This window comes from Streptomyces sp. NPDC017993 (assembly GCF_044328065.1).
Taxonomy (GTDB): domain Bacteria; phylum Actinomycetota; class Actinomycetes; order Streptomycetales; family Streptomycetaceae; genus Streptomyces.
Genome location: NZ_JBIRGO010000005.1, coordinates 130,526 through 155,341, shown reverse-complemented (window position 1 = coordinate 155,341; position 24,816 = coordinate 130,526). Strand labels below are relative to the sequence as shown.

The 24,816-nt window shown below is 72.2% G+C and carries 22 protein-coding genes and 1 riboswitch; of the genes, 9 read left to right on the top strand and 13 right to left on the bottom strand.

The window, feature by feature from the left end; translation table 11 throughout:
• Positions 1-277: 277 nt before the first annotated feature.
• Positions 278-464, top strand: a riboswitch (cyclic di-AMP (ydaO/yuaA leader).
• Positions 465-471: 7 nt separating this feature from the next.
• Positions 472-1,629 carry an NlpC/P60 family protein gene (locus ACH4FH_RS10335; protein WP_398555348.1) on the top strand — a complete coding sequence of 386 codons (1,158 nt, stop codon included), beginning with the start codon at positions 472-474 and terminating at the stop codon, positions 1,627-1,629.
• 173 nt (positions 1,630-1,802) lie between these two features.
• On the opposite strand, the gene ACH4FH_RS10330 is transcribed toward ACH4FH_RS10335, so the two are convergent.
• On the bottom strand, positions 1,803-2,156 hold the full coding sequence (locus tag ACH4FH_RS10330) for a hypothetical protein (protein WP_398555347.1): 354 nt from the start codon (positions 2,154-2,156) through the stop codon (positions 1,803-1,805).
• A 359-nt stretch (positions 2,157-2,515) separates the two neighbouring features.
• On the opposite strand from ACH4FH_RS10330, the gene ACH4FH_RS10325 reads away from it, so the two are divergent.
• Positions 2,516-3,595 (top strand): C40 family peptidase, encoded by a 1,080-nt coding sequence (locus ACH4FH_RS10325; RefSeq protein ID WP_398555346.1) that lies wholly within the window; start codon positions 2,516-2,518, stop codon positions 3,593-3,595.
• A gap of 211 nt (positions 3,596-3,806) precedes the next feature.
• Positions 3,807-4,532, top strand: a complete 726-nt coding sequence (locus ACH4FH_RS10320) for a GNAT family N-acetyltransferase (protein ID WP_398555345.1) — start codon at positions 3,807-3,809, stop codon at positions 4,530-4,532.
• Here ACH4FH_RS10320 and ACH4FH_RS10315 read toward each other — a convergent pair.
• The 4 genes from ACH4FH_RS10315 to ACH4FH_RS10300 all read right to left on the bottom strand — a co-directional run bounded on the left by ACH4FH_RS10315 (position 4,522) and on the right by ACH4FH_RS10300 (position 9,960).
• Complete coding sequence (locus ACH4FH_RS10315; protein ID WP_398555344.1) at positions 4,522-5,667, bottom strand: alpha/beta hydrolase; 1,146 nt, start codon at positions 5,665-5,667, stop codon at positions 4,522-4,524. The two genes, ACH4FH_RS10320 and ACH4FH_RS10315, sit on opposite strands and share 11 nt — an antisense overlap.
• 299 nt (positions 5,668-5,966) lie before the next feature.
• The gene (locus ACH4FH_RS10310; RefSeq protein WP_398555636.1) at positions 5,967-6,680 is read right to left on the bottom strand and encodes a LuxR C-terminal-related transcriptional regulator; all 714 of its coding nucleotides are present in this window, start codon (positions 6,678-6,680) and stop codon (positions 5,967-5,969) included.
• Between the two features lie 116 nt (positions 6,681-6,796).
• Entirely contained in the window at positions 6,797-8,086 is a 1,290-nt protein-coding gene (locus ACH4FH_RS10305) for a PspC domain-containing protein (protein ID WP_398555343.1), read from the bottom strand.
• A gap of 194 nt (positions 8,087-8,280) precedes the next feature.
• Complete coding sequence (locus ACH4FH_RS10300) at positions 8,281-9,960, bottom strand: serine/threonine-protein kinase (RefSeq protein WP_398555635.1); 1,680 nt, start codon at positions 9,958-9,960, stop codon at positions 8,281-8,283.
• Between the two features lie 424 nt (positions 9,961-10,384).
• On the opposite strand from ACH4FH_RS10300, the gene ACH4FH_RS10295 reads away from it, so the two are divergent.
• Both ACH4FH_RS10295 and ACH4FH_RS10290 read left to right on the top strand, forming a co-directional pair.
• Complete coding sequence (locus tag ACH4FH_RS10295; protein WP_398555342.1) at positions 10,385-11,911, top strand: PspC domain-containing protein; 1,527 nt, start codon at positions 10,385-10,387, stop codon at positions 11,909-11,911.
• Complete coding sequence (locus ACH4FH_RS10290; protein WP_398555341.1) at positions 11,911-12,117, top strand: hypothetical protein; 207 nt, start codon at positions 11,911-11,913, stop codon at positions 12,115-12,117. The genes ACH4FH_RS10295 and ACH4FH_RS10290 overlap by 1 nt, the downstream gene beginning before the upstream one ends.
• Before the next feature lie 87 nt (positions 12,118-12,204).
• On the opposite strand, the gene ACH4FH_RS10285 is transcribed toward ACH4FH_RS10290, so the two are convergent.
• The 4 genes from ACH4FH_RS10285 to ACH4FH_RS10270 all read right to left on the bottom strand — a co-directional run bounded on the left by ACH4FH_RS10285 (position 12,205) and on the right by ACH4FH_RS10270 (position 15,277).
• Positions 12,205-12,750, bottom strand: coding sequence for a DoxX family protein (locus ACH4FH_RS10285; protein WP_398555340.1), 546 nt, complete (start codon positions 12,748-12,750; stop codon positions 12,205-12,207).
• A 326-nt stretch (positions 12,751-13,076) separates the two neighbouring features.
• Positions 13,077-14,378, bottom strand: a complete 1,302-nt coding sequence (locus ACH4FH_RS10280) for a hypothetical protein (RefSeq protein ID WP_398555339.1) — start codon at positions 14,376-14,378, stop codon at positions 13,077-13,079.
• Positions 14,379-14,773: 395 nt separating this feature from the next.
• On the bottom strand, positions 14,774-15,082 hold the full coding sequence (locus ACH4FH_RS10275) for a hypothetical protein (protein ID WP_398555338.1): 309 nt from the start codon (positions 15,080-15,082) through the stop codon (positions 14,774-14,776).
• Positions 15,083-15,112: 30 nt separating this feature from the next.
• Positions 15,113-15,277 carry a hypothetical protein gene (locus ACH4FH_RS10270; protein ID WP_398555337.1) on the bottom strand — a complete coding sequence of 55 codons (165 nt, stop codon included), beginning with the start codon at positions 15,275-15,277 and terminating at the stop codon, positions 15,113-15,115.
• Between ACH4FH_RS10270 and ACH4FH_RS10265 the strand changes: the two genes are divergently transcribed.
• Complete coding sequence (locus ACH4FH_RS10265) at positions 15,269-16,027, top strand: hypothetical protein (RefSeq protein ID WP_398555336.1); 759 nt, start codon at positions 15,269-15,271, stop codon at positions 16,025-16,027. The genes ACH4FH_RS10270 and ACH4FH_RS10265 overlap by 9 nt on opposite strands.
• Before the next feature lie 110 nt (positions 16,028-16,137).
• On the opposite strand, the gene ACH4FH_RS10260 is transcribed toward ACH4FH_RS10265, so the two are convergent.
• Positions 16,138-17,013 carry a class II aldolase/adducin family protein gene (locus tag ACH4FH_RS10260; RefSeq protein WP_398555335.1) on the bottom strand — a complete coding sequence of 292 codons (876 nt, stop codon included), beginning with the start codon at positions 17,011-17,013 and terminating at the stop codon, positions 16,138-16,140.
• Positions 17,014-17,120: 107 nt separating this feature from the next.
• Between ACH4FH_RS10260 and ACH4FH_RS10255 the strand changes: the two genes are divergently transcribed.
• Positions 17,121-17,585 carry an SRPBCC family protein gene (locus ACH4FH_RS10255; protein ID WP_398555334.1) on the top strand — a complete coding sequence of 155 codons (465 nt, stop codon included), beginning with the start codon at positions 17,121-17,123 and terminating at the stop codon, positions 17,583-17,585.
• Positions 17,586-17,595: 10 nt separating this feature from the next.
• Here ACH4FH_RS10255 and ACH4FH_RS10250 read toward each other — a convergent pair whose 3' ends face one another.
• Both ACH4FH_RS10250 and guaA read right to left on the bottom strand, forming a co-directional pair.
• Complete coding sequence (locus ACH4FH_RS10250; protein WP_398555333.1) at positions 17,596-18,480, bottom strand: 2-hydroxy-3-oxopropionate reductase; 885 nt, start codon at positions 18,478-18,480, stop codon at positions 17,596-17,598.
• Between the two features lie 218 nt (positions 18,481-18,698).
• Complete coding sequence (guaA, locus tag ACH4FH_RS10245) at positions 18,699-20,285, bottom strand: glutamine-hydrolyzing GMP synthase (RefSeq protein ID WP_398555332.1); 1,587 nt, start codon at positions 20,283-20,285, stop codon at positions 18,699-18,701.
• A gap of 264 nt (positions 20,286-20,549) precedes the next feature.
• On the opposite strand from guaA, the gene ACH4FH_RS10240 reads away from it, so the two are divergent.
• Both ACH4FH_RS10240 and ACH4FH_RS10235 read left to right on the top strand, forming a co-directional pair.
• Complete coding sequence (locus ACH4FH_RS10240; protein WP_398555331.1) at positions 20,550-20,873, top strand: chorismate mutase; 324 nt, start codon at positions 20,550-20,552, stop codon at positions 20,871-20,873.
• An 876-nt stretch (positions 20,874-21,749) separates the two neighbouring features.
• Complete coding sequence (locus ACH4FH_RS10235) at positions 21,750-22,796, top strand: LAETG motif-containing sortase-dependent surface protein (protein WP_398555330.1); 1,047 nt, start codon at positions 21,750-21,752, stop codon at positions 22,794-22,796.
• Positions 22,797-22,861: 65 nt separating this feature from the next.
• Here ACH4FH_RS10235 and ACH4FH_RS10230 read toward each other — a convergent pair whose 3' ends face one another.
• Positions 22,862-24,799, bottom strand: coding sequence for a GMC oxidoreductase (locus ACH4FH_RS10230; protein WP_398555329.1), 1,938 nt, complete (start codon positions 24,797-24,799; stop codon positions 22,862-22,864).
• Positions 24,800-24,816 lie beyond the last annotated feature (17 nt).

Genomic DNA, 24,816 nt, shown 5'->3' with positions numbered 1-24,816 from the left:
GGCCGACGGGGACGACGACAGGGACGACCGGCCGCCGACGACGGGGCGCCGCGGCCCGTTTCGTCACCGTCGTGCACCGGATCGTCACAGCCCGGAGCCGTGGGGCGGGCTCCCCGTAACGGGTCGAATGTGACATCTGCCGCAAGAATCCCTGACGCACGTTCAGGTCACGAAAAGGTTTCGGGCAAATCGAACATCAGCCTTCACAGGAGCCACACGAGTTGGCTACCGTGCTCGCTCGGGCAGCCCGCATCCCCGCGGACGACAGCGTCAGCACGGGCCGCCTCCGCCGAGTCCGGCCCTGCCACGAAGGCACCCGGAGCCGGGGACCCACCAGCACCACCGGGGTGAATCGATCGGCACGGCCGCCCGAGGCGGACGTGGCGACCGTAGGGCAAGCCTTCCGTCAGCGACACCCGCCCGAACCCGACAGCTAACCCGGTAGGCGGTCCACGGAAGGAGTCGCACGCCTTGGCGTCGCATCGCAAGCCGCGCACCCGCGTGCTCACCTCGCCCGGAAGCCGCCGCACGGCGGCCGGGCTCACCACCGCCGCCCTCGCCTCGGTCACCCTGCTCTCGCAGACCGCCGACGCGGCACCCCGGGCCCCCAAGCCCAGCATCGAAGAGGTCAAGCAGAAGGTCGACGGCCTCTACCGCCAGGCCGAGGTCGCCACCCAGAAGTACAACGCCGCCAAGGAGAAGGCGGAAGGGCAGCGCGAGACCGTCGACGGGCTCCTCGACGCCGCCGCCAAGCGCGCCGAGAAGATGAACGAGTCCCGGCGCACGCTCGGCACGTTCGCGTCGGCCCAGTACCGCACCGGCGGGATGAACCCGACCGCGCAGCTGATGCTCGCCAAGGACCCGCAGCAGTTCGTCGACCGCAGCCACCTCATGGAGCGGCTGACCGGCCGGCAGAAGGAAGCGGTCACCGACTATCAGAAGCAGCAGGCCGAGGCGACCCGGCAGCGCGCGGAGGCGACCCGCAGCCTGGAGCGGCTCCAGGAGTCCCAGACGTCACTGAAGGAGTCCAAGCGCTCGGTCCAGGGCAAGCTGACCGAGGCCCGGCAGCTGCTGTCCCGGCTCACCGCCCAGGAGAAGGCGCGGCTGGCCGAGCTGGAGCGGAAGCGTGAGGCCGCGGCCCAGCGCAAGGCCGAGGAGCTGGCGCGCAAGCAGGCCGAGGAGGAGCGCCGGCAGCGCGAGGAACAGAAGCAGCCCGGCGGCGGTACCTCGGACGGCTCGACCGGCGGCGGCACCGGCAGCGACACCGGCGGTTCGTACTCGACCAAGGCGGAGAAGGCGCTCGCCTTCGCCCGCGCGCAGATGGGCAAGCCGTACGTCTGGGGCGCGACCGGCCCCACGTCCTACGACTGCTCGGGGCTGACCCAGGCGGCGTGGAAGGCGGCCGGCGTCGAGCTGCCGCGCACGACTTGGGACCAGGTGAAGGTCGGCGAGCGGGTGGCCACCAAGGACCTCAAGCCCGGTGACCTGGTGTTCTTCTACGACGACATCAGCCACGTCGGGATGTACATAGGCAACGGCAAGATGGTCCACGCCCCGAAGCCGGGCGCCAACGTCCGCGAGGAGTCGATCTACTACATGCCGATCTACGGGAGCGTCCGCCCGGCATAGCGCCGGCACCGCTCCGCCAAGGCCACCCCCCACGGCCACCCCCCACACGCCACCGCGCGGTCATCGCCCCGGAAGTCCCGACGGACTCCGGAGGCGAGACCGCGCGGTGAGTCGTTTTCAGGGCAGCCCCGCGCAAGAAGCTGTGCGTGCGGCGAGCGGGTCATGCGGCCGGATCAGGTCCAGAGCACCGCGATGAAGATGTTGGCGACCGTGAGCAGGCCGACGGCGCCGAACAACGGCTTGGCGACCGTCTCCTCGTCCCGCTTGACGTAGACCAGCGCCAGGATCACCACCAGGACGGCCATCTTGATGCCGATCTTGAGGGTGTTGAGGGCCTGGTCCTGCGCCTCGTTCAGGCCGACCAGCACGATGCCGGTGACCAGCATCGTCAGCGCGCCGTGCAGCATGGCCGGCACGAAACGGGCCCCGCCTGCGCTCATCGCCTTCATCTGGGTCAGGAAGCCGCCCAGCAGGGAGGCAATACCGATGATGTGCAGGCCGACGAAGATATTGATTACTACGTCCATAGTGCTGGATCGTATCCGCCGCATAGCACGGGCCTTCGGGCAGGGCACCCCCGATCGCCGCTTCGGTCAGGGCATGCAGGGAGCCGACCGTGTCCGCGGCAACCGCGCGGTCAGCTGCGGACAATCGGCGGTCGAATGCGAGCAATGCCGGGCAAGCGGACTCGGCCCGGGGAGGCGCAGGTTTAGCGTCCTCCTCCAGGCGGTCGACTCCCCGCTGTCGCCGGTCTCCGCCCCGGCGACGCGTCGACCGCCCCCGCCGAAAGGAATGGCGGCGGCCCGCTCCCCCTCTTCACGGGCCGCCGCCGGACCCACGGATCCGCCCGGATCACCCGGGCCACGCACGGCCCGAAGGGAAGGAAGTGACGGCCACAGTGGCGTCGCACCGCAGGACCAGGCACCACCCGCTCGCCCCGCTCGCCCTCACCGGCGGCACGGCGCCCGGCGCGCGCACCGCCCGTACCGCCGCCACCCTGGCCCTCGCCGGAGCGGCCACCGTCACCGCCTTCGACGGCACCGGCCAGGCCGCACCCGAACTCACCCCCGCCCAGGTGCAGGACCGGGTCGAGACGCTGTACCAGGAGGCAGAGGTGGCGACGCAGAAGTACAACGGCGCGAAGGAACAGGCCGACGCCGCGCGCGAGGAACTGGGCGAGCTCCAGGACGAGGCCGCCCGCAGGACCCGGAAGCTGAACTCCGCGAAGGCCGGCCTGGGCACCATGGCCGCCGGCCAGTACCGCTCCGGCGGGGTCGACCCCACCGTCCGGCTGCTGCTTGCCGCGGACCCCCAGCGCTACCTCGACGGCGCCACCGTCCTGGAGCGCGCCGGCAGCCACCAGGCGAACGCGGTGGCCGGTTACGCGCGTCGGCTCGGCAGCATCCGGCAGGTCCGTGAGCGGGCCGAGGAGACCGCGGAGCGGATGGCGGACACCGAGGCCGCGCTGAAGAAGCACCGGGTGACGGTGGTGCGGAAGCTGGACTCCGCGGAGCGGCTGCTCGACCGGCTGACCGAGGAGCAGCGGCAGCGGATGGCGAGCGAGGAAGGCTCAGGCGCCGACACCTCGGGAGAGGAGGCGGCCGCCCAGGCTCCCAATCCCCGTGCGGCGCAGGCGGTTTCGTATGCCTACACCGCTCTGGGCAAGCCCTACGTCTGGGGCGCTACCGGCCCCTCCGCGTACGACTGCTCGGGCCTGACACAGGCCGCGTGGCAGGCGGGCGGGATCTCCCTGCCCCGTACGACCTACACCCAGATCAATGCGGGCTCCCGCGTCGACAGGTCTCAACTCGCCCCTGGCGACCTGGTGTTCTTCAACTCCGGAATCAGCCACGTCGGTCTCTACATCGGCGACGGCAAGATGATCCACGCCCCGCATCCGGGTGCGCCGGTGCGCATCGCGCCGATCGACCAGATGCCCTTCGCGGGGGCCACCCGCCCCGCCTGACGCGCCTGTTGGGGGCCCGGTGGACCGCCGCCCCGGGCCGGGCGGGGTCTCCACCCACCGGCCCGCGCTCCCCGCGCAGACACCCCGGCGCGTGTGGAACCCGTCACCCGACGAAAGCCCGCACCGCCCGCACCTGCCAACCCGCCGCGGGCCCGGCCCCGTTCCACAGAATCCGATCGTTTGTTCGTGCGAGGGGCCCTAGGCTCACTGCGTGACCGGTCCTCTCGCCGCCACCGGCGGCCCCCTCGCGCACCCCTCTCCCTCCGGCCTCTCCCCGGTGCTCCACGCCTGGGTCGACGGCTGGGCGCGCTCCCGCCGTACGGACGCCCCGCGGGAGGCCGCCGGCGGGTTCCGGATCGAGGTCGGGCTGCCGAATCACCTCGCGCGCTACGTCCTGCCGGCCGCCGACCCGGCCGCCTTACGGGATCTCGTCGGCTCCCTCACCACGCCCGGACTCTGGATCAAGGTCTGCGCGCCGCGCGAAGCGGTGGAGTCGCTGCTGACGCCCGCCTGGCAGATCAGCGAACCCCAGTACCTCATGACAGCCCCACTGGCCCCGCTGTCCACAGCCGCCCGCCCGCCGGGCTACCGCCTGGATGTCACCTACCGTGACGGCGTCTACGAGGCGCGCCTCCTGGCGGCCGAGGGAACAGCCGACACCGCCGCCCCCGCCGCCAGCGGCCGGGCCGCGCTGACCGCCGCGGTGCCGGGCCTCGCCCCGTACGCCCCGTCCGTCGTCTTCGACATGATCGGCACCGATCCCGCCCACCGCCGCCGCGGCCTGGGCCGGTTCCTCATGGCCTCCCTTGCCGGCCGCGCGGCCGAACGCGGGGCCCGACAGGGCGTGTTGGTGGCGAGCCCGGACGGCCGCGCGCTCTACGAAGCCACCGGCTGGCGGCTGCGCTCCCCGGTCACGGCGGCGGTCCTCACCGGCTGAGCGGCCTGTCCGACGCGGTGATCTGGCGGCCCAGCCATGCGAAGGTGACCGGCACTTGCTGTTTCCACACCGCCGTGGAGTGCCCGCCCGCGCCCGCGGGGATCTGCTGGACGGTCACCGTCGTCGGTCGCGTCGCGAGCTGTCGCAGCCCGAGGCCCGCCTCGTAGCCGTCGCCCGCAGCGCCCGAGACGTACAGGGCCGTACGCGGCGGCTTACCCGCCGCGTTGGCCGACTTCAGGATGTTCAGCGGGTTGGATTCGACCCGCAGCTTCGGGTCCTTGCCGGCCAGCGAATCCTTCTCGATAGCCGGGTCGTTGTAGCCGGACATGGCGACCGCGGCGCGGTAGCGGTCCGGGTGGGCAAGCGCGAGCTTCGTGGCGCAGTGAGCCCCCGCCGAATAGCCCGCGAGCCCCCACGCGTCGGGGGTGTCGCCGGCCCGGAAGTTGTCGATGACCATCTGCCGCACATCGACGGTCAGCCAGCTGTCGGCGTTGACCTGGCCGGGGAGGTTCACGCACCCGGTGTCGGCCGTGCCCAGCACGTTGGTGCGCGGCGCGACCAGGATGAAGGGCTTGATGTCACCGCGCTCCATGAGCGGCCGCAGCTGCTCCCCCGCGCGCAGCGAGCCCAGCCAGGACTTAGACGAGCCGGGGTAGCCGGGCAGTACCTCGACGACCGGGAACTTCGTGTTCCGGTAGGCGGGGTCGTGGTATTGCGGCGGCAGCCACACATAGACCTCGCCGTTGACGCCCGAGATGGTGCCCTTCAGATCGGTCATCTGGACGCCGGTGCCGACCACCGGGTCATCGGCCGGCCGGAACTGCTGGAGCCGCTTGGGCTGGTTGTTGATCTGCTTGCCGCCCGTGCCGTCCGGGCCGAGGTCCCGCGCCTCCTCGACATGGCCGGCGGTCCCGAGCAGATCGCCCCAGGTGTCGTACAGGTTGTTCGCGTCATTGACCACAACGAAGACCAGGGTGAGGGCGGTGACCTGCGCGAACACCAACATCACCAGCCGGGCGAGGCCGCGCACCAGGCGCGGCCCGGCTATCCGGCTCCACACGGCGAGCGGCAGCACGAGGGCGACGATCAGCAGCGCGATCGAGGTGAGGAAGAAGGGCGTGCCCGTCAGGCTCATCGGGATCTCGCTTCCAGGACAGGGACGTGAAGGACCGGGGTGGTGACGGCCCCGCCTTCGGCAGCGAGCCTCTCCGCGCCCTTAGATGGCGATCCGCGCGGTCCTGGTTGCTCGCCGTGCGTCCCTCTTTGCCCACACTTCAGCTGACGCCTGCCGGCATCGTTCCTGGTCGGGGCTGGTCCTGTTGTGGGGCCTGATCCTGTCCTGGGGCCCGGGCCGGTGTGCTGACGGCTGACGGGTGGCCCCGCCGCCGTGTCCGGCGTTTTGCCGTCTCCCGTGTTCCGCCGTGCGGCGGGGCCTCAGACCAGCCGGCGGGCCGTCGCCCACCGCGTCAGCTCATGGCGGTTGGAGAGCTGCAGCTTCCTGAGCACCGCCGAGACATGCGATTCAACCGTCTTGACGGAGATGAACAGCTGCTTGGCGATCTCCTTGTAGGCGTATCCGCGGGCGATCAGCCGCAGGACCTCGCGCTCGCGCTGGGTGAGGCGGTCCATGTCCTCGTCCACCGGCGGGGCGTCGGTGGAGGCGAAGGCGTCCAGCACGAAGCCGGCCAGCCGAGGGGAGAACACCGCGTCGCCGTCGGCCACCCGGAAGATGGCGTTGACCAGATCCGTGCCGGTGATCGTCTTGGTGACGTAGCCGCGGGCACCGCCCCGGATGACGCCGATGACGTCCTCGGCGGCGTCGGAGACGGAGAGCGCCAGGAAGCGGACCGGACGGTCGGCGTCGGCCATCATCGCGGCGCTCCGGCGCAGCACCTCGACACCACCGCCGCCGGGCAGATGGACGTCCAGCAGAACGACCTCCGGCCGGGTCGCCGTGATGACCGTGACGGCCTGGTCGACATCGGCGGCCTCGCCGACCACCTCGACGCCGGTGCGTTCGGTCTCCCCGATCTCGGCCTGGACGCCCGTACGGAACATCCGGTGGTCGTCGACCAGGACGACCCGTACGGTCCGGCCCTCGGCCGCCCCGATACCGGCCTCGCCCTGCTGTGCGCCGTCGCTGCTCATGTCGTCCGCCCGTCCCTCGGTGTCTGCTCCGCCATCATCCCTCGCGCCGTCCCGCGCCCGCTGCCCCGCCGGGTGGCCCGTGTGCCGCGCCCGCCCGTCGATACCGTCCACGCGGCTCATTCCGTGCGCTCCATCTCCAGCTCGACCACGGTCCCGCCGTCGGGGGCGGAGCGCAGCCGCGCCGTGCCGCCGTGGCGTTCCATCCGGCCGATGATGGATTCGCGGACGCCCATCCGGTCCTGGGGGACGGCGTCCAGGTCGAAGCCGGGGCCGTGGTCGCGCACCGAGACGAAGACCGACCGGCCCTCCACCTCCGCGAACACCTGCACCGCGCCCCCCTCGCCACCGTACTTGGCGGCGTTGACCATCGCCTCGCGTGCGGCCTGCATCTGGGCGCCCACGGCCTCGTCCAGCGGGCAGTCGCCGACGACCACGACCTCGATCGGTACGCCGTGATGGTCCTCCACCTCCGCGGCGGCCGTGCGCACCGCCTCGGCGAGGGTCGCCGGCTCCTCGTCCTCCTCCTTGCCGCGGCCCTCGGGTTTGTACAGCCACGCGCGCAGCTCGCGCTCCTGCGCACGCGCCAGCCGCGCCACCTCCCGGGGGTCGTCGGCACTGCGCTGGATCAGGGTGAGGGTGTGCAGGACGGAGTCGTGGACGTGGGCGGCGACCTCGGCGCGCTCCTGCGCCCGGATGCGCATCAGCCGTTCCTCGGAGAGGTCCTGCGTCATCCGCACGAGGTAGGGGCCCGCCAGCAGTGCGATGCCGACGACGACGGCGAGCGCGGCCTGCAGCACCGAGCCGAGATGTCGGACCGATCCCTGGAGCACGACGATGCCGGTCACGCCGACGCCGACCAGCAGCACACCGGCCGCGCCGCGCAGCACCGGCAGCAGGCCCTTGCGCCGGCCGAGCTCCAGCCACTGGGCGCGCCGGGAGTTGTCCGCCTGACGCCACACCAGGGCGACACCGGCACCGATCAACAGCACCGGCCAGAGATAGCCGTTGGCCCGGCCCAACTCGAACTTGGACGCGACGACCAACGCGCCGATCAGCAGCGCGATCAGCGCGAAGACCTGGCCCTTGTCCGGCCTGCGGCCACGCAGCAGGCGCCTGTCGTCGGCCTTGCCGGGCCGTCGGCGCCTGGCCTCCACGCCGCCGACGCCCAGGGGCACGAAGAACCAGAACGCGGCGTAGAGCAGTGCGCCCATGCCGTCCGCCATGAAGAGCGCCACGAACACGACGCGAACCCACGAGACCGGCAGCCCCAGATGCCCGGCCAGCCCCCGCGCGACACCGCCGAGGAGCCGACCGTCGGCGCTGCGGTAGAGCTTGCGCACGGGCGGTTCGTCGGGGTCCGGCGCCGGGGCGTAGATCGTCCCGGCGCGGGGCGGCGCGGTGGTCATGTCCCCGATCGTCACACGATGCCGGGCCGCAAGGCATCAGGGAGGACCCTGAAGCAACCCCTGACGTTGTACCGACCGCACATGGGGGGCCGGTAGGGGGCCGACGGCCGCCGCCGCGCCTAGGGCCGCCGCAGCCGGTGGCCACGGCGCCGCCGGGATGGCCGGCGAGACCCGCGCGGGCCCGCCCGTACCCCTCAGCTCTTCGGGGTGTCCTTGCGGAAACCGTCCTTCACGTGGGAGAAGACCTGTTCGTACTTCGGCCAGTTCGCGCTCGGCGCCGAGACATAGATGGCGTACTCCTCGGCGCCCTCGCGGCCGAACCCCAGGTCGATCCCCCGGTATTCACGAGCCCGGCCCATGAAGGTGAACTCCCAGATGGCGGCGGGGTCGCCCTGGAAGACGGTGTCCTGCAGCCGCAGCCGCTTGTAACTCGGGTACTTCACCTTGAGGTCCGCCTCGACCTCCTTGAAGTGCTGCACCTGGTCCGCCGAGGAGAAGTCCAGGACGTTGATCGTCAGCGCCGCCAGTTCGGCCGTGGACGCGTAGTTGATCTGCCGGCCACCGTCCTTGACCTCACGCTTCCAGCCCTCGGGCACCGGGAAGGAGACCCCCAGTCCGGGCTCCTTGGCATGGCGGAAGCCGTCGGGCAGCGGCGGCGGCGGGCCGACGCTGCTCTCCGGGACGCCGGGCAGCACGGGCGTGGTCTTGTCGTTCCCGGTCGCCTGGGAGACGCCGGGGCCGTCGCTGTACATGACGTACCAGGCCGCCCCGGCACCGCCGCCGGCGATCAGCACCCCCACGGCACCCCAGGCCACGACCCGGCTGCGCCGCTTACCCGGCAGTGGGGCCCTGGCCTGCACATTCGTGGGGCTGTCGGGGGCCGTGATGTGGCCCGCCCCGGCCGGGACCGCCACACCGCCCGCCACCGGCGCCGTGCCCGCGCCCGTGCCGGTGGCGGGCGTGGGCCGCCAACCGTCCGCGTGCACCGGGCTCGTGAGGGCCTCGGCCGATGTGGTCGACGCAGTCGACGCCGTCGACTCGGCAGGCTCGGCCCGGCCGCGGTCGACGGTCCCGAGCGCCAGCGTCGGCCAGCCGATCAGCGCGGTGTCCGCCTCGCCCTCGGCGGCGCGCAGCGCCTGCTCGACGACCTCGGCCGTCGGCCGCTCCGCCGGTTCCTTGGCGAGCAGCGCCTCGATGAGCGGGGTCAGCGGACCGGCGTTCCGCGGTGGCACCAACGGGTCCACGGCGATGGCGTAGGCCGTCTCGATCGCGGTGTTCTTACGGAACGGGGGCCGCCCCTCGACCGCCTGATAGAGCGTCGCGCCCAGCGCCCACAGGTCGGAGGCCGGCCCCGGGGTGCCGCCCTTGACCCGCTCGGGCGCCAAGTAGTCGATGGAGCCGACCAGCTCGCCGGTCTTGGTGAGCGTGGAGGTGCCGCTGGCGACGGCGATCCCGAAGTCGGTGAGGACGACCCGGCCGTCCTCACCGAGCAGCACGTTGCCCGGTTTGACGTCGCGGTGCAGCACACCGGCGGAGTGCGCGGCCCGCAGCGCGGCGATCATGCCGCGTCCGATGCGGGCGGCTTCCCTGGGCGGCACCGAACGGTCGGCGCGGGCAGCCTCCTTGATGGCGTCGCCGAGCGTCGAGGACGGGACGTACTCCATGACGATGCAGGGCAGCCCTGCGTCGTCCACGACGTCGTGCACCCCCACCACGTTCGGGTGATTGATCCGGGCGGCGGCCTGCGCCTCCCGGGTCGTGCGCTCATGGCGGGTGGCGAGTTCGTCGGCTTCCAACTGGGGCGAGACGTGTAGCCGCTTGACCGCGACCTGACGCCCGAGGACTTCGTCCCGGGCCCGCCAGACGGTGCCCATGCCGCCCTGGCCTATCCGTTCGACCAGGCGGTACCGCCCGGCGACCAGTCGCCCCTCGTCCACCGACGCCGCCTCCGTCACCGCACGCCCCTCCGGAAACCCGTACGTATCCGGGGCGCAACGATAGTCCCCGGGAGCGCGAGGTCGGGCTTCGGCCACCGCCCGTCCGCTGCTTGAGATGCCGTCCGGACGCGGGACCGGGTGATATGCGAACTCGCGGGCGATATCAGGGCCACACCCTGACCCGGCGGCTTCCTTCCCACAGCGGTCGGCACTCGGCGTTCGCTGCGCTCGCGGTGGCGACCGTGACGACGGCTCCGGGACCGGAGCAGGTCTCGGGGGCGCTCTCTCAGGGACCGATCTCAGGGATCTGCCAGGGTTCCCACGGATGTCGGGACCGCGCCGCGGTTGTCACCATGGGTCCATGAACGATGCAGCCCCCGCTGAGGAGCCGGCGCCCTCCGACACCGCCGGCCCCACCCCGCCGCATCCCCCGCTGCGCCGCAGCCGGCGGCACAAGGTCGTCGGCGGGGTCTGCGGCGGGCTGGGCCGGCAGTGGGATCTCGATCCGGTGATCTTCCGCATCGTGCTGGCGGTGCTGTCCGTCTCCGGCGGCCTCGGGCTCATCGCCTACGGCTTCGCCTGGCTGCTCATCCCGCTCGACGGCGAGGACGAGAACGAGGGCCGCCGGCTGCTCTCCGGCCGCGTCGAGGGCTCCGCGCTGACGGCCCTGCTCTTCGCGCTGGTCGGCTGCGGGTTGTTCCTGACGACGCTCGGCAAGGGCAGCGTGATGTCGTTCGCCATCATGTTGACGCTGGTGGTGGCCGGCTCCGCCTACTGGTCGCGGCAGCGCCGACGGGCGGAGGCGGCGGGGGCGGAGTCGATGGACGCCGCGACCGCCCAGGCCGTCGCCGACGCACCACCCGAGACCACGGCACCCCCCGCGCCGAACACCCCTTCCTGGTGGCGTGATCCGCGCTCCGCGGAACCGCCGGCGGGCGGGGGCTACCTCTGGGGCCCCGAGAGCCTGCCGCTGGAGGTGACGTACGAGTTCGAGCACGGTGCGGCGGGCGGCGGGCGGCGTGGTGCCCGGTCCGGTCCGGGCCGGCCGTGGCCCGCCGAACCGTCCCGGCCCCCGCGGCGCGGAACTCCCCGCGCCGGCCGCTCGATCGGGGGGTGGACGTTCCTGCTGGCGATGCTCGCCGGCGCAGGTACGACCCTGGCCGTCTCCGCGTACGACGGCCTCACGCCGTCCTTGCAGGCGGGACTCGCCGCAGCGTTGGTCGTCCTCGGCCTGGGGCTGGTGCTCAGCGCATGGTGCGGCAGGACGGGTGGCGGCACGGTCTTCATGGTCGTACTGACCGCGGTGCTGCTGGCCGGCGCCACGGCGCTGCCCGACAAGCTCACCACCAACTGGCAGCACCGCACCTGGTCCCCCACTGCTGTCGCCGCGGTGCAGCAGCACTACGAACTCGGCTCCGGCGAAGGCATCCTGGACCTCGGCGGGCTGCCGCTGAAGGAAGGTGACAGGGTCCGCACCAGCGCCGAGGTGGGCGCCGGGCGCCTTCAGGTCACCCTGCCGCGCGGTGTCCCCGTCACCCTCCACATCTCTCTCGGGCTCGGTGACATCCAACTGCCCGGCGACGCCCCCGACGACGTGGACCTCTCCGCCGGAGATCGGCAGCGGACGGTCACACTGCCCGCCCAGGGCCTCAAGAAGGGCGAGAAGCCGCGCGGCTCCCTTGAGCTGAACCTCCGGGTCGGCGCCGGTCAGGTGGACGTCCAGCCCTTCGCCCCGGCCACCCCACCGACCGCCCCGCCGAGCCCGCCCGGCCCAGCGAGCCCACCGAGCGCGCCAGGCCGCGCCTCCGAGGCGCCCGACGCGCCCGCGGTCGGCGCCCGGACCGCCGTCACACCGTCGCCCCGGATCCCCGAGGGAGCCCTCTCGTGATGCGCCACCCCTTCGAACCGGCCCGCCTGATCTCCGGCGTCACCGCCCTCACGGTCGGCACGGGTTACGGCCTCGACGCCCTCGGCGCCTGGGACGCACCCGGCCCCTGGCTCTTCTTCGCCCTCCCCTTCGGGCTCGTCCTCTCCGGCATCACCGCCGCTGTCTGGGCCACCGCCCGCAGGCGCCGTCAGTCGCAGCACTCTTGACGGGCCGGGGGACCACCTGGGCTGCGGCAGGCCCTCCGGCTCGGCCGCGCCCCCCAGCTCGGCCGGTCCCATCGGTTCGGCCGGGCATCAGCCGAACAACTGCTGCCCGTGCCGGGCACGGCGGTTCCCCAGCGCCGCGTCCAGCGAGAATCTCGGCGTGCCCGCCAGCACCAGCGGGATCCAGGCCATCAGGTAGGCCAGGTCGTTGCCGTAGTAGTAGGGCGAGGTCGCCCAGCTCACGGTGAGCCACAGCGTCAGCGAGATCAACGCTCCGCCGACCGCCGCCAGCCGCCCCAGCAGGCCGACCAGAATCCCGACGCCGACCAGTAGTTCACCGACGGCTATGGCGTAGCCGAAGCCCACCGGGCTGCGCTGCGCCAGCTCCACCAGCTGCGGCAGCGCCGCCGAGTCATGGACCTGCCCCAGCAGAGCGCCGAGCGATCCGTCGCCGTCGGCCGCCAGAAAGGCCCGGTCCGTCACCTTGTCGAGACCTGCGTAGAGAAAGGTGCCACCCAGGAAGATGCGCAACGGCAGGAGCGCGTGGCGTCCCGCCCGCGCCCGCCATCCGGTGCCGGCAGCACCGACCCCCGCCCCCTTCAGGTCTGCGCTGATCGTACGGTCCGCGTGAGCCATGACGTCCGCCTCTCCGTTTGCCACCGGGCGCAGACGATTGTGCCCGCGACCGCGCCTCCTGGGGAGATACGGACGCGCGTGCGTACAACGTTCAACCGTCCGACGCACGTCAGAGAGGTACGTCTGACAAAATCCCCGCGACGCCGACCGGCCGCGCACCCCGCGCGACCCGCACCGGCCCGACCCGGCCAGACCCGGCCCGGTGCTCAGCACCGCCTCGCCGTGACCAGCCCGTGGCCCCCAGCGCACCCCGGGCGCTCAAAGCAGTCAGGTCACTCAGGGCAACCGGTCACCGACACCCGTGCCACGGCCCCACCCGCGTCCCCTCAGTCCTGCACGTCGATCGCGTAACCGCCGGTCTCCGCCCCCGCCGCCGTCACCACGCGGACCTCGACCCGGCCCGGTTCGACATCGACCGGTACCGGCACGGTCAGGACGTCGTCCGTCGGGTTGGCGAACCCGCCGGCGACCGGGATCAGCGGAACCGGGACGTGCACCGTGCCGATCCGTACGACGGTGCGGGCGAGCCTGTCCGGCGTTCCGGCGCCCGGCGGGACGAAGCCGGTGCCACGGATCTCGATGTCGTCCCCGGTGCGGATCGGCGAGGCGAGGTCGCCCAGCTCCCGGGACCGGACGACCGAGAGGATGACCGGGCGGCCACCCGCCGTCGCCTTACCGGCCAGGTACGCGGCCCCGGAGAGCACCACCAGGACCGCCACACCCCACGGCAGGCGGGGCAGTTGGTCGGGGCGGACGGCCAGGCACACCACGGCGTAGGCCACCACGACCGCGTTCACCAGCGCGTACTGCGCGTCCGGGAAGCTGCCGCGGCCCGCGTCGTCCGTCAGCAGATCAACGGCGCGCGGCCGTGCGGCGGGGACCTTCTGCACGCGCCCGGTCCGAACCCTCGCGGCCACCAGACCGTACGCGAGCAGGGCCACGGCACAGACGACTCCGATCACCGTCAACAAGGGTGCGGAGAGGGCCGGTTCGAGGCCGGTACGCAGCTTCCGTCGGTCGCGGGGCCCACCCGCCGCGGCCAGCTGCACGGCCGCCATCAGGACCGCGTACAGCGCCACGGCCACCCAGGCCGCCGCGACCGTGCGCGAGGTGGACAGCCGACGGTCCTCGCCGATGAGCGGCGCCAGCGCCCCGCCGTGCGCGCCGTGCCGCCAGGCCGCCACGGTCAGCGCGAGGGCCGGCACGACGGCCGCGATCAGCCCTGCCGTACGCGTCACCGTCCAGCCCGCCCCGATCGCGGTCAGGGCTTGGCCGATCAGCAGGGCCGCGACCAGGGCCCAGGCCACCAGCGGGGTGTGCCGCCCCGCTGCCGCCAGCCGGGCGGCGCCCTCCGCCGTGGCGCGTTCCGCCAACGTCCGTGCCGACAGCGAGAGTTCATCGGACACCCACTGACGGGCCGCGCCCGCGGAACGCGCGAGTCCGGCCGGTACGCCCCGACCGGCGGCGAAGTCCTCCCGCAGCGCGACGAAGGCGGCTACCGCCTGCCGGTGTCCCTCGCGGGCGCCGTGCGGGCACTTCCCGCACCGGCACGTACCGCCGTCGCCGCGCTGCGCGCCGCCTCCCGGCTCACCCGTTCCGGCCACTCTGCCCGCCGCATCAACCGACACGTCCGCTACCGCCCTGCCACAACTCGTCGCCAACTTCTCATCCGTGACCGGGAATTGTGCCTTACCTGACCGTCCCGCCGGTGAAACGTCCAGCTGGTGGCCGGTGGGCAGCCGGAACGGGCGGTTGACGCCTGCCTGCGGGTTCCCGATACGCACAGATGGGCGGCGCACGCCCGCGCAAGAACCGACCTTCCCCCATTCGGGCGAACCGGTGGGCCGGTAGGGCTGAGCCGACCTCGCGCGGCGCAAGCTCTCGGCGTGTACGCACAGCACGGACTTCACGGACCATATGGACCTCATGGAATATCTCTGGCCAGGCGGGGCCTCGCGGCAGCCGCGTTCCTGCTACTGACCGGGGGCGCCGCGGCACTGGGCACGGCGCCCGCGGCAGCGGCTCACGGCAGCCGCGTCGAGAGCCGCGTCGCGGTGGTCGTCTCGGGCGACAACTGCGCGTTCGCCGGGACGAGTCCGCCCATCGACGTGCCGACCGGATTCCCCATGCCGGACGACTGGCACTTCCCCTGCACCAAGCCCACACCCGCCCCTCCGCGCCCGCCGAAGCCCCGGCCGCCGCGGATTCCCGCGCCCGCACCGCCGCCTCCCGCCCCCCGGCCGACGGTGCGGCCGACGCCTCCGGCCCCACCGCCGGTACAGCGCAGCCGCCCACCGACGCCACCCCCCTCGCCCACCCCTCGGCTACGCATGCCCGCACCCTCACCGGAGCCGCCGCGCAACTACGCGGCGGTGGCGCAGAAACCGCGCGACAGCCGCTCCATGGTGACCAGGACCTTGCTGATCACCGCGCCGGCCGTACTGGCGGCCGCCGCTCTCCGTCCCCGTTCGAGCTCCCCGTCCGGCTCGTCCGGGCGCAGTTCCTCGTAGGAGGTTCCATGTCGCAATGGCTGGTGCTGACCATCGCCATGGTCGCCGCCTGCAGCGTCGTCCTGGCCATCACGGTGCTGCGGCAGCGCCGGATCGGTGACGACGACGACCCGACCGAGACACCGGACGTCATCGAGTACATGACGATGATGGTGGGCGTGGTCTACGCGATCGTCCTGGGCCTGGCCATCGCCGGTGTCTGGGAGGCGCGGGGCGCCGCCGAGGACACCGTGCGGACCGAGGCTCAGGCCCTGCACGAGGTGAGCGCGCGAGCGCGGGCGTACGCCCCTCCGGCGCGGGACCGCATCCGAGCGGACGTCGACACATACGTCAGCCACGTGGTGAAGACGGAGTGGCCGCTCATGAGTGAACGGGGCCAACTCACCCAGCGCGGTTCGGACCTGCTGCAAAAGGTCCGGGCGGACGTCACCGACTACCACCCCCGCAACAGCTTCGAGGAGCAGTCCTACCAACCCATCGTCGACCAGCTCGCGGTGGCCGACGGAGCCAGAAACGCCCGCGCCGACGCGGCCGAGTCCACCCTGCCGTCCGTGGTGTGGTTCGGCCTGATCGCCGGTGGTGCCGTCACCATCGGGGTCATCTTCACCTTGCAAATCAGACGGTCCGGGCGCGAGTTGCTGATGGCGGGACTCTTCAGCATGCTGATCGCGTTCCTGCTCTTCCTGGTGTGGGACTTCGACGCGCCGTTCAGCCGCGGCATCTCGGCCGGGGTCGATCCCTTCACCGATCTGTTCCCCCAAGGGTGACCGGGGTGCCCTGCGGGCCGTCCGCCGGCCCGCAGGGCACCGACCCGTGGGGCCGGCCCGTCCACCGCGATGACCTCCGAGGGAGCGGCAGCCCCGCCGCCGGGCGCGACTCAGTCGAAGAGGTCCGGCTCGCTGCGCGCGATCTGCTGGTAGAGCGGCTGGTAGTTGATCCATGCGACCAGGTCGTTGCCGAGCTGCTCACGGGTGTGAAGGGCGTTGTGGTGGTCGATCAGGACCGGCTTGCCGGCCGCCTTGGCGGTCAGCTGCACCTGGCATGAGCGCTCCATGGTGACGAACCACCACGCCGCCGCGTCCACCGAGTCGCCGACCGTCAGCAGCCCGTGGTTACGCAGGATCACCGCCTTGTGCGGCCCGAGGGCGGCCGCGATCCGGCGGCCCTCCTCCGCGTCGACGACGACGCCCGTGTACTCGTCGTAGAGCGCGTGGGACTCGTAGAACGCGCAGACGTCCTGGGTGATCGGCTCCAGCAGCTCACCGAGGGAGGAGAGTGCCCGCCCGTAGGTGGAGTGACTGTGGGCCGCGGCGACGACGTCCGGGCGGGCGCGGTGGACCTGCGAGTGGATCGCGAACGCGGCCTGGTTGACGTGGTGGCGGCCCTCGACGACCTTGCCGTCGTGGTTGACCAGGATCAGGTCGCTCACCGTGATGAGCTTGAAGGACATCCCGAAGGGGTTGACCCAGAAGCAGTCGGTGAACTCCGGGTCGCGTGCGGTGATATGACCCGCGACCCCTTCCTCGAAGCCGAAGCGGCCGAACAGCCGCAGCGCCACGACCAGGCGCTCCTTTCGGTAGCGGCGCTCGTCCTCAACGGTGTCGTGCGTCGGCGGCATCGCGAAATGCAGCTGCTCGGTGGGGATCGGCGTCGGCTCGGGCATCGCGGCTCTCCTCCTGGCACGTGGTTCTCTGCGCTCGGGGCGGAAGCTACCCTCCGGTACTTCAGGAGACCAGGGCTGTGACGATCTCACCTGCCCGAACCTGCATGATGAGGGCCCACGGACGCCGGCCGGCGACCGCACATCGGCCCGTACCGCCGCATCGGCAGCAGAGCCGTGGCGGCAGCAGAGGGGACACCATGAGAGCCATATCGGTCAGCAAGGACATCGGCGCGACGCCCGGGCAGCTCTTCTCCGTCCTCCGGACCCCGGCCCGGCACGCGGAGCTGGACGGTTCGGGCATGCTGCAAGGCAGGCCCGCGGGCCCGGACGTGCTGGGCCCCGGCGACCGGTTCAGCATGGCGATGCGGCAGGGCGGCCTGCCGTACCGCTCGGTGAACGTGGTGGTCGAGTACGAGCAGGACCGGCTGATCACCTGGCAGACCTGGGGCGAGTTCGGCGGCCGGCGGCTCGTCGGGGGCCAGTGCTGGCGCTACGAGCTGGCCGCTTCCGACACCGCCGGCACGACGCAGGTCACCCACACCTACGACTGGTCGGGCGCCCGGCTGCCGCGCCTCATCGTCGAACTCCCCGGCTTCCCCAAGCGGATGGGCCCGGCGATGGCCGCCACCCTGGAGCGGCTTGCGAGGGCCGTGGCCTCCTGAGGCCCCCGCGCTAGTCCTGCTCGCAGCCGCTCAGGCGCTCCACGCCGCGCAGCAGCGCCGAGTGGTCCAGGCCGCCGTCACCGCGGGCCACGGCGGAGCCGATGAGCTGGGCGGCGACCGCGCCGACCGGGAGGGTGGCGCCGACGGTGCGGGCGGCGTCGGTGACGATGCCCATGTCCTTGTGGTGCAGCTCCAGCTTGAAGCCGGGGGTGAAGTCCCGGGCGAGGAGGGTGTCCTTCTTGCGGGTCAGGACGGTGGAGCCGGCCAGTCCGCCGTTGAGGACGGCCAGCGCGGCGGCGAGGTCGACGCCGGACTTCTCCAGAAAGACCACGGCCTCCGCGACCGCTTGCAGATTCACCGCGACGATCAGCTGGTTGGCGGCCTTGACGGTCTGACCGGAGCCGTGCGGTCCGCAGCGCACGACGGTCCTGCCGACCACCTCGAAGACCGGCCGGGCGGCGTCGAAGTCGGCCTGGTCGCCGCCGACCATGATCGACAGCACCCCCTCGACGGCGCCCGCCTCACCGCCGGAGACCGGGGCGTCCAGCACCCGGATGCCCTTGTCGCCGGCCGCCTTCGCCAGCGCGACGGAGGTCTGCGGGGTGATGGAGGAGTGGTCGATCAGCAGGGTGCCGGGCCTGGCGTTCTCCAGGATGCCGTCGGGGCCGTACGCGACCGCCTCGACCTGCGGGGACGCCGGAACCATGGTGATGACGACGTCCGCGTCACGGACCGCCTCCGCGATCGACGCCGCCTCCTTGCCGCCCGCCGCGACCAGCGCGTCCGCCCGGCCGGCGCTGCGGTTCCAGCCGACCACGGTGTGCCCGGCCTTCGCGAGGTTCACCGCCATCGGGCTGCCCATGATGCCGAGGCCGATGAATCCGATCGTGCTCATTGCGCCACACTCCCCATTACTTCCGCATGATGGACTTCCAACACCACCATACGGAATTAGCCGCGGGTCGTCGCGCCCACGTCCCCGACACCCTGCCGGATCGGCACCCACCCGCCCGTCCGGCCCGCCGCCCGCCGGTCACCGAAAAACACCGACGCCGCCGCTCGAAAATGCTGAGCGGCGGCGTCGGTATCAGGCAGCGGGGAGGCCCCGAGGGGTCACTCCCACTCGATGGTGCCCGGCGGCTTGCTGGTGACGTCGAGGACGACGCGGTTGACGTCGGCGACCTCGTTGGTGATGCGGGTGGAGATGCGCGCCAGCACGTCGTACGGCAGTCGCGTCCAGTCCGCCGTCATCGCGTCCTCGGACGAGACCGGGCGCAGCACGATCGGGTGGCCGTAGGAGCGGCCGTCGCCCTGGACGCCCACCGAGCGGACATCGGCGAGCAGCACGACCGGGCACTGCCAGATCTCGCGGTCGAGACCGGCCGCGGTCAGCTCCTCGCGGGCGATGGCGTCGGCCTCACGGAGCAGGTCGAGCCGCTCCTTGGTGACCTCGCCGACGATCCGGATACCCAGTCCGGGGCCGGGGAACGGCTGGCGGTGCACGATCTCGTCCGGCAGGCCCAGTTCGGAGCCCACCATCCGGACCTCGTCCTTGAAGAGCTGCCGCAGCGGCTCGACCAGCTCGAACTCGATGTCGTCGGGCAGGCCGCCCACGTTGTGGTGGGACTTGATGTTGGCCGTGCCCGTGCCGCCGCCGGACTCGACGATGTCCGGGTAGAGCGTGCCCTGGACGAGGAAGGCGACGTCCTCGCCGTGGGCGCCGGCCTCGGCGACCAGCTCGGCCTGCGCCTGCTCGAAGACGCGGATGAACTCGCGCCCGATGATCTTTCGCTTCTGCTCGGGGTCGGTGACCCCGGCCAGCGCCGCCAGGAAGCGCTCCTCGGCGTCCACGACCTTCAGCTGCACGCCGGTGGCGGCCACGAAGTCCTTCTCGACCTGCTCGGACTCGCCCTTGCGCTGCAGACCGTGGTCGACGTAGACGCAGGTCAGCTGGTCACCGATGGCCTTCTGCACGATGGCCGCGGCCACCCCGGAGTCGACGCCGCCGGACAGCCCGCAGATGGCGCGCTTGTTGCCGATCTGCGCGCGGATCGCGGCGACCTGCTCGTCGACCACGCTGGTGGTGGTCCAGCTCGGCTCGATGCCCGCACCGCGGTAGAGGAAGTGCTCCAGCACCTGCTGGCCGTGCGTGGAGTGCATCACCTCGGGGTGGTACTGCACGCCGTACAGCTTCTTCTCGTCGTTCTCGAAGGCGGCGACCGGTACGACGTCCGTGGACGCGGTGACGGTGAAGCCCTCGGGAGCGGCGGAGCAGGCGTCGCCGTGCGACATCCACACCGGCTGCTCGGCGGGCGTGCCCTCGAAGAGGGTCGAGGCGGGGCGGGAGACCGTCAGCGGGGTACGGCCGTACTCACGCGCACCGGTGTTGTCGACGGTGCCACCGAGGGTGGTGGCCATGAGCTGGAAGCCGTAGCACATGCCGAAGACCGGGACACCGGCTTCGAAGAGCGCACGGTCGAGACGGGGGGCGTGCTCGGCGTAGACCGACGAGGGACCGCCGGAGAGGATGATCGCCTTCGGGTTCTTGGCGAGCATCTCGGCCACCGGCATGGTGGACGGAACGATCTCGCTGTAGACCCGGGCCTCGCGGACGCGGCGGGCGATGAGCTGGGCGTACTGCGCGCCGAAGTCGACTACGAGGACGACGTCCGGGGCGGCGGCAGGGGGTCCTGATGGCACTTCGGCGGCCTTCCGGCGGTGTGGAGCAGGGGTTGGACTTTCGATTCTAACGGGCTCATACTGAGCCCCATGTCCAAGCAGCTGACCTTCGTCTTTACCTATGGCACCGGCCCGTCCGGCTGCTGTGGGTTCGTCGGTTGTGCTGCTTGATCAACTGACAAGCGACTTCCCCAGGCGCCCCGGGCCGACAAGGTCCGGGGCGCCTGCGTCTGTTTCGGACCCGATCATCGGCTCCGGGGGCACACCACCCCAGGAGAGACGGACATGAGCACCGAGACCACCACAGCCCCCGCCGCGACCGCGACCGCCCACGACGCCCCGGACACCGGCGCCCGCACCCCGGAGGCGGTCGGCCTGATCACCGACGCGCGCGGCCGGATCGACGATCTCGACGGGCGGATCATCGGCCTCGTACAGGAACGGATGGCGGTCTCGGCCGTCATCCAGGGCGAGCGCATCGGCTCCGGCGGGCGCCGGGTCAGCCTCTCCCGCGAGATGGAGATCCTGGCCCACTACCGCGATCAGCTGGGCAAGCCCGGCACCGCGCTGGCGATGACCCTGCTGGAGCTGTCGCGGGGCCGCGTCTGAGGTGTGGCCGGATCCGCACCCTTTTCAGGGGCTCTGCACGGCGCACGGGCACCGGCGCGTGCGCCCCACGCGACAGCCGCATCTGCGTTCGGTCGATGTCTCACCCGTACGGCGCGTGACCGGCCGCCGCCGGGCTTCGTTGTTCCCGGTGCCACGCCAGCCAGGCGCGGCCTGCAGGACTACGCGTAGACGCCGCCCCGCGGGCGGAAAGAATCCGGAGCGATGAGACGTCGGCCGCCGACAGCGGCCCGTGTCGTGGGACCTCGTTCCGGGGCCGTGGCCGGTCAGCAGGGGACAGCAGCCCGGTCACATCCGATGGGGTGGTCGGTCCTGGGGACGCCCGGGGCCGACCGCATCCGGTCGAAACGGTTGCGCCGGGTGAGGCGCATCCAGGACGATGCTTGACGCACCACCGCCGCGCCCGGCCGGTACCTCCGCACCGCCATTGGTCCCACCACCGCGCGGCTCGCACCATCCAGCACCACCCCACAGCCAGCGGCGCTACCCCCCCCCAGCGCCGCCCCTCGGTGCCGGCGCTGCCCTGACGCCGGCACCGAAAGCAAAGGGCCCCGTGGCCGTCCGCACCCCCCTCGCGGACGGCGTTCCGGGGCCCTTCGCTGTGAGTGCGCTGTGCGTCTGCTTTCCAGGTGCTGTGCGGAAGCTGTCCACTTGCTGTGGGCGGACTCCGTGATCCCTGTGCGCCCCCTGTGACGCCTGTGACGGGCATCACGCGACCCTTTTTCTCCGGCCAGGGCAACCATTTCCGGCCATCGCCGGTCATGTACCTGCAATCGCACGGCCATACCGCGCCCCACCGCGACGGCCCGCCCCAACATGTGCCGCCCTACGGCACTTTGGACCCGAGAGGTCTTCTCGATGAAGCTTCGCCGTGCCCTGACGGCCGCCGCCGCGACGGCCGTCATAGCCCCCGCCGCCCTCATGGCGGCCCCCGCCGCGTACGCGACGACCGGTCCCGAGACCGAGTCCAGCGCGAGCGCCGACCCGACGCCGGCCACCCCCGACGCCGAGGAGACCGACGACGCCACCGCGCCGGCCGAGACCCCCGGCACCGGTGAGACCCCCGGCGACGACACCGACCCCGGTGCGGAGCCCGGCGACGAGGAGGGCGAGCCGACCGGCTCCGCCTCCCCCAGCGACGACACCGAGCCCACCGGCTCGGCCGAGCCGAGCACCACCGCCACTCCCACCGCGAAGCCGACCGACGAGCCCACCGACGACCCGGCCTGCGCCGAGGAGTCGGACGAGGCCGCGATCAGCACCGAGCTGCGCGGGCTGCCGAGCAAGGTCGTGGCCGGCTCCGGCTGGAAGAACTTCACCTTCCGCGCCACCAACACCTCCGACAAGTCGATGAAGTCGGTCGACGCCTTCGTCGCCCTGGCCGGCATCAGCACCGGCGACTTCGACGACATCTCGAAGCTCCTGACGGTGCAGTGGTACGACGAGAAGGCCGGTACCTGGAAGGCGATCACCGACGAGGAGGGCTACTTCGCCTCCACCTCGAACCTCAAGCCCGGTGAGTACGCCGACGCCAAGCTGCGTCTGAAGGTCGACGCCAAGACCCCGGGCAGCTACGGCTTCGCGTTCACCATCGGCGCGTACCACAACGAGGACGACGTCTGCGGCTACTCCGAGGTCTCGGAGTACGACTTCGACATCCTGGTCGCCGGCAGCAAGCCGGGCACCGTGCCGCCGGCCACCGGCAAGCCGGGCGAAAGCAAGCCCAACAAGCCCGCCCCGCAGGGCGGTCTGGAGAAGCTGCCGGTCACCGGCAAGCTCGCCGAGACCGGTTCGTCCTCCGCGCTGCCGACCCTCGCCCTCGTGGGCGGGGTCGCGATGGTCGTGGGTGCCGGTGCGATCTTCGTCGTCCGCCGTCGCAAGAGCGAAGGCGCCGCCGCCGCGTAACGGCGACCGCTGGACAGTGGGGGCCGCACCCGCCCGGGCGCGGCCCCTCGTCCTGTCCGCCCGCGTCAGGCCGTCTCGGTCGCTTCGGTCGTCCCGGCCGGCTCCGGGGACGCCGTGGACGCCTTCGGCGGTACCGGCGGGACCGCCAGGAACGGCAGGTTCAGCGCCCCGAACGCCTTCTCCGGGACCGCGGGACTTACCGGCTCGACCGGCGCCAGCCGCCGGTACGCCCGGCCCTGCGCGGGCCGCGGGTCCTCCTCGCCCTTGTTCGGCCAGAACGACATCGCCCGCTCGGCCTGCGCGGTGATGGTCAGCGACGGATTGACGCCCAGGTTGGCGGAGACCGCGGCGCCGTCCACCACCGAGATGCCCGGATGGCCGTAGAGCCGGTGGTAGGGGTCGATGACGCCGTGGTCGGGGTCCTCACCGATCGGGCAGCCGCCCAGGAAGTGCGCCGTCAGCGGTGTCCCCATCAGCTCGCCGACATTGCTGCCCGCGAAGCCGTTGATCTCCTGCGCGATGAGGGTGGCCGCCTCGGTCGCCTCCGGGATCTGGTCCGGGTTGGGCGCTCCGTGGCCCTGGCGTGCGGTGAGCAGGCCCTTTCCGATGCCGCTCGGCTTGCGGTACGTCGTCAGGGAGTTGTCCAGCGACTGCATCACCAGGCCGATGATGGTGCGCTCGGACCAGCGGCGGTTGGACAGCGAGCGCAGCAGCAGCATCGGGTGCCGGACGCAGTTGGCGGCGAACGCGGCGGCGCGCGAGCCGCGGCCGGACCGGAGGGGCACCTGGAGGATGGACAGGCCGCCCATCGCGTTGGATCCCTTGCCGTAACGGACCGGTTCGATATGGGTGTTGGCGTTGGGATGGATGGACGAGGTGATCGCGACACCGCGGGTGAAGTCGGCTTTTTCGCCGTGCGCCTTGCGGTAGCGGCGGTTGTCCGTCTGTGACCCGACGAGTGCCTCGGAGTTGGTCCGGGTCAGCTCACCCAGCTTGCCGGAGATGCCCGGCAGCAGTCCGCTGTCCTTCATCTTGTGCAGCAGGGTCTGGGTGCCGTAGGTGCCCGCTGCGATGACGACCCTGCGGGCGGTGAAGGTCCGGCCCCGCCCCTTGCGCTTCTTGTCGGTGGGGAGAGTGGCCAGGGCGTAGCCGCCCTGGGAGTCCTCGGTGACGGTGACGACGGAGGTCATCGGGTGGATGACGGCGCCGGCCTGCTCGGCGAGGTGGAGGTAGTTCTCGTTCAGCGTGTTCTTGGCGCCGTGCCGGCAGCCGGTCATGCACTCGCCGCACTCCGTGCACGCCTTGCGGGACGGGCCCTTGCCGCCGAAGTAGGGGTCGGGGACCTCGGTACCCGGCGCGACCTTCGAGGTGCCCGCATCGTCCCCGCCGCCCCCTTCCCCGCCGCGGGCGTCCTGGCCGTCGCCGAAGAACACCCCCACCGGCGCGAGATGGAACGAGTCGCCCACGCCCATCTTCTCCGCGGCGCCCTTGAGGTGGATGTCGGAGGGCGTCATCGTCGGGTTCAGGCGCACTCCCAGCATCCGCTTCGCCTGGTCGTAGTACGGCGCCAACTCCGCGTTCCAGTCGGTGATGTGGCCCCACTGCTGGTCCTCGAAGAACTGCGGCGGCGGGACGTAGAGGGTGTTGGCGTAGTTGAGCGAGCCGCCCCCGACACCGGCGCCCGCGAGCACCATGACGTTGCCGAGCAGATGCACCCGCTGGATGCCGTAGCAGCCGAGCGCCGGGGCCCACAGGTAGTCGCGGACGTGCCAGGAGTTCTTGGGCAGGGTCTCCCGGGTGAAGCGCCGACCGGCTTCCAGGACGCCGACGCGGTAGCCCTTCTCGGTCAGCCGCAGGGCGGAGACGGCGCCGCCGAAGCCGGAGCCCACGACGAGGACGTCGTAGTCGTACTCGTGGCCGTGGTGGTCCCGGCCCGGGTCGTCCGGGGCCCGGTCCGGTCCCTGGGGCGCGTCCTGGTTGCGGGCAGAGTTCTCCTGGGGCACTGGCTCTCCTGGATTTT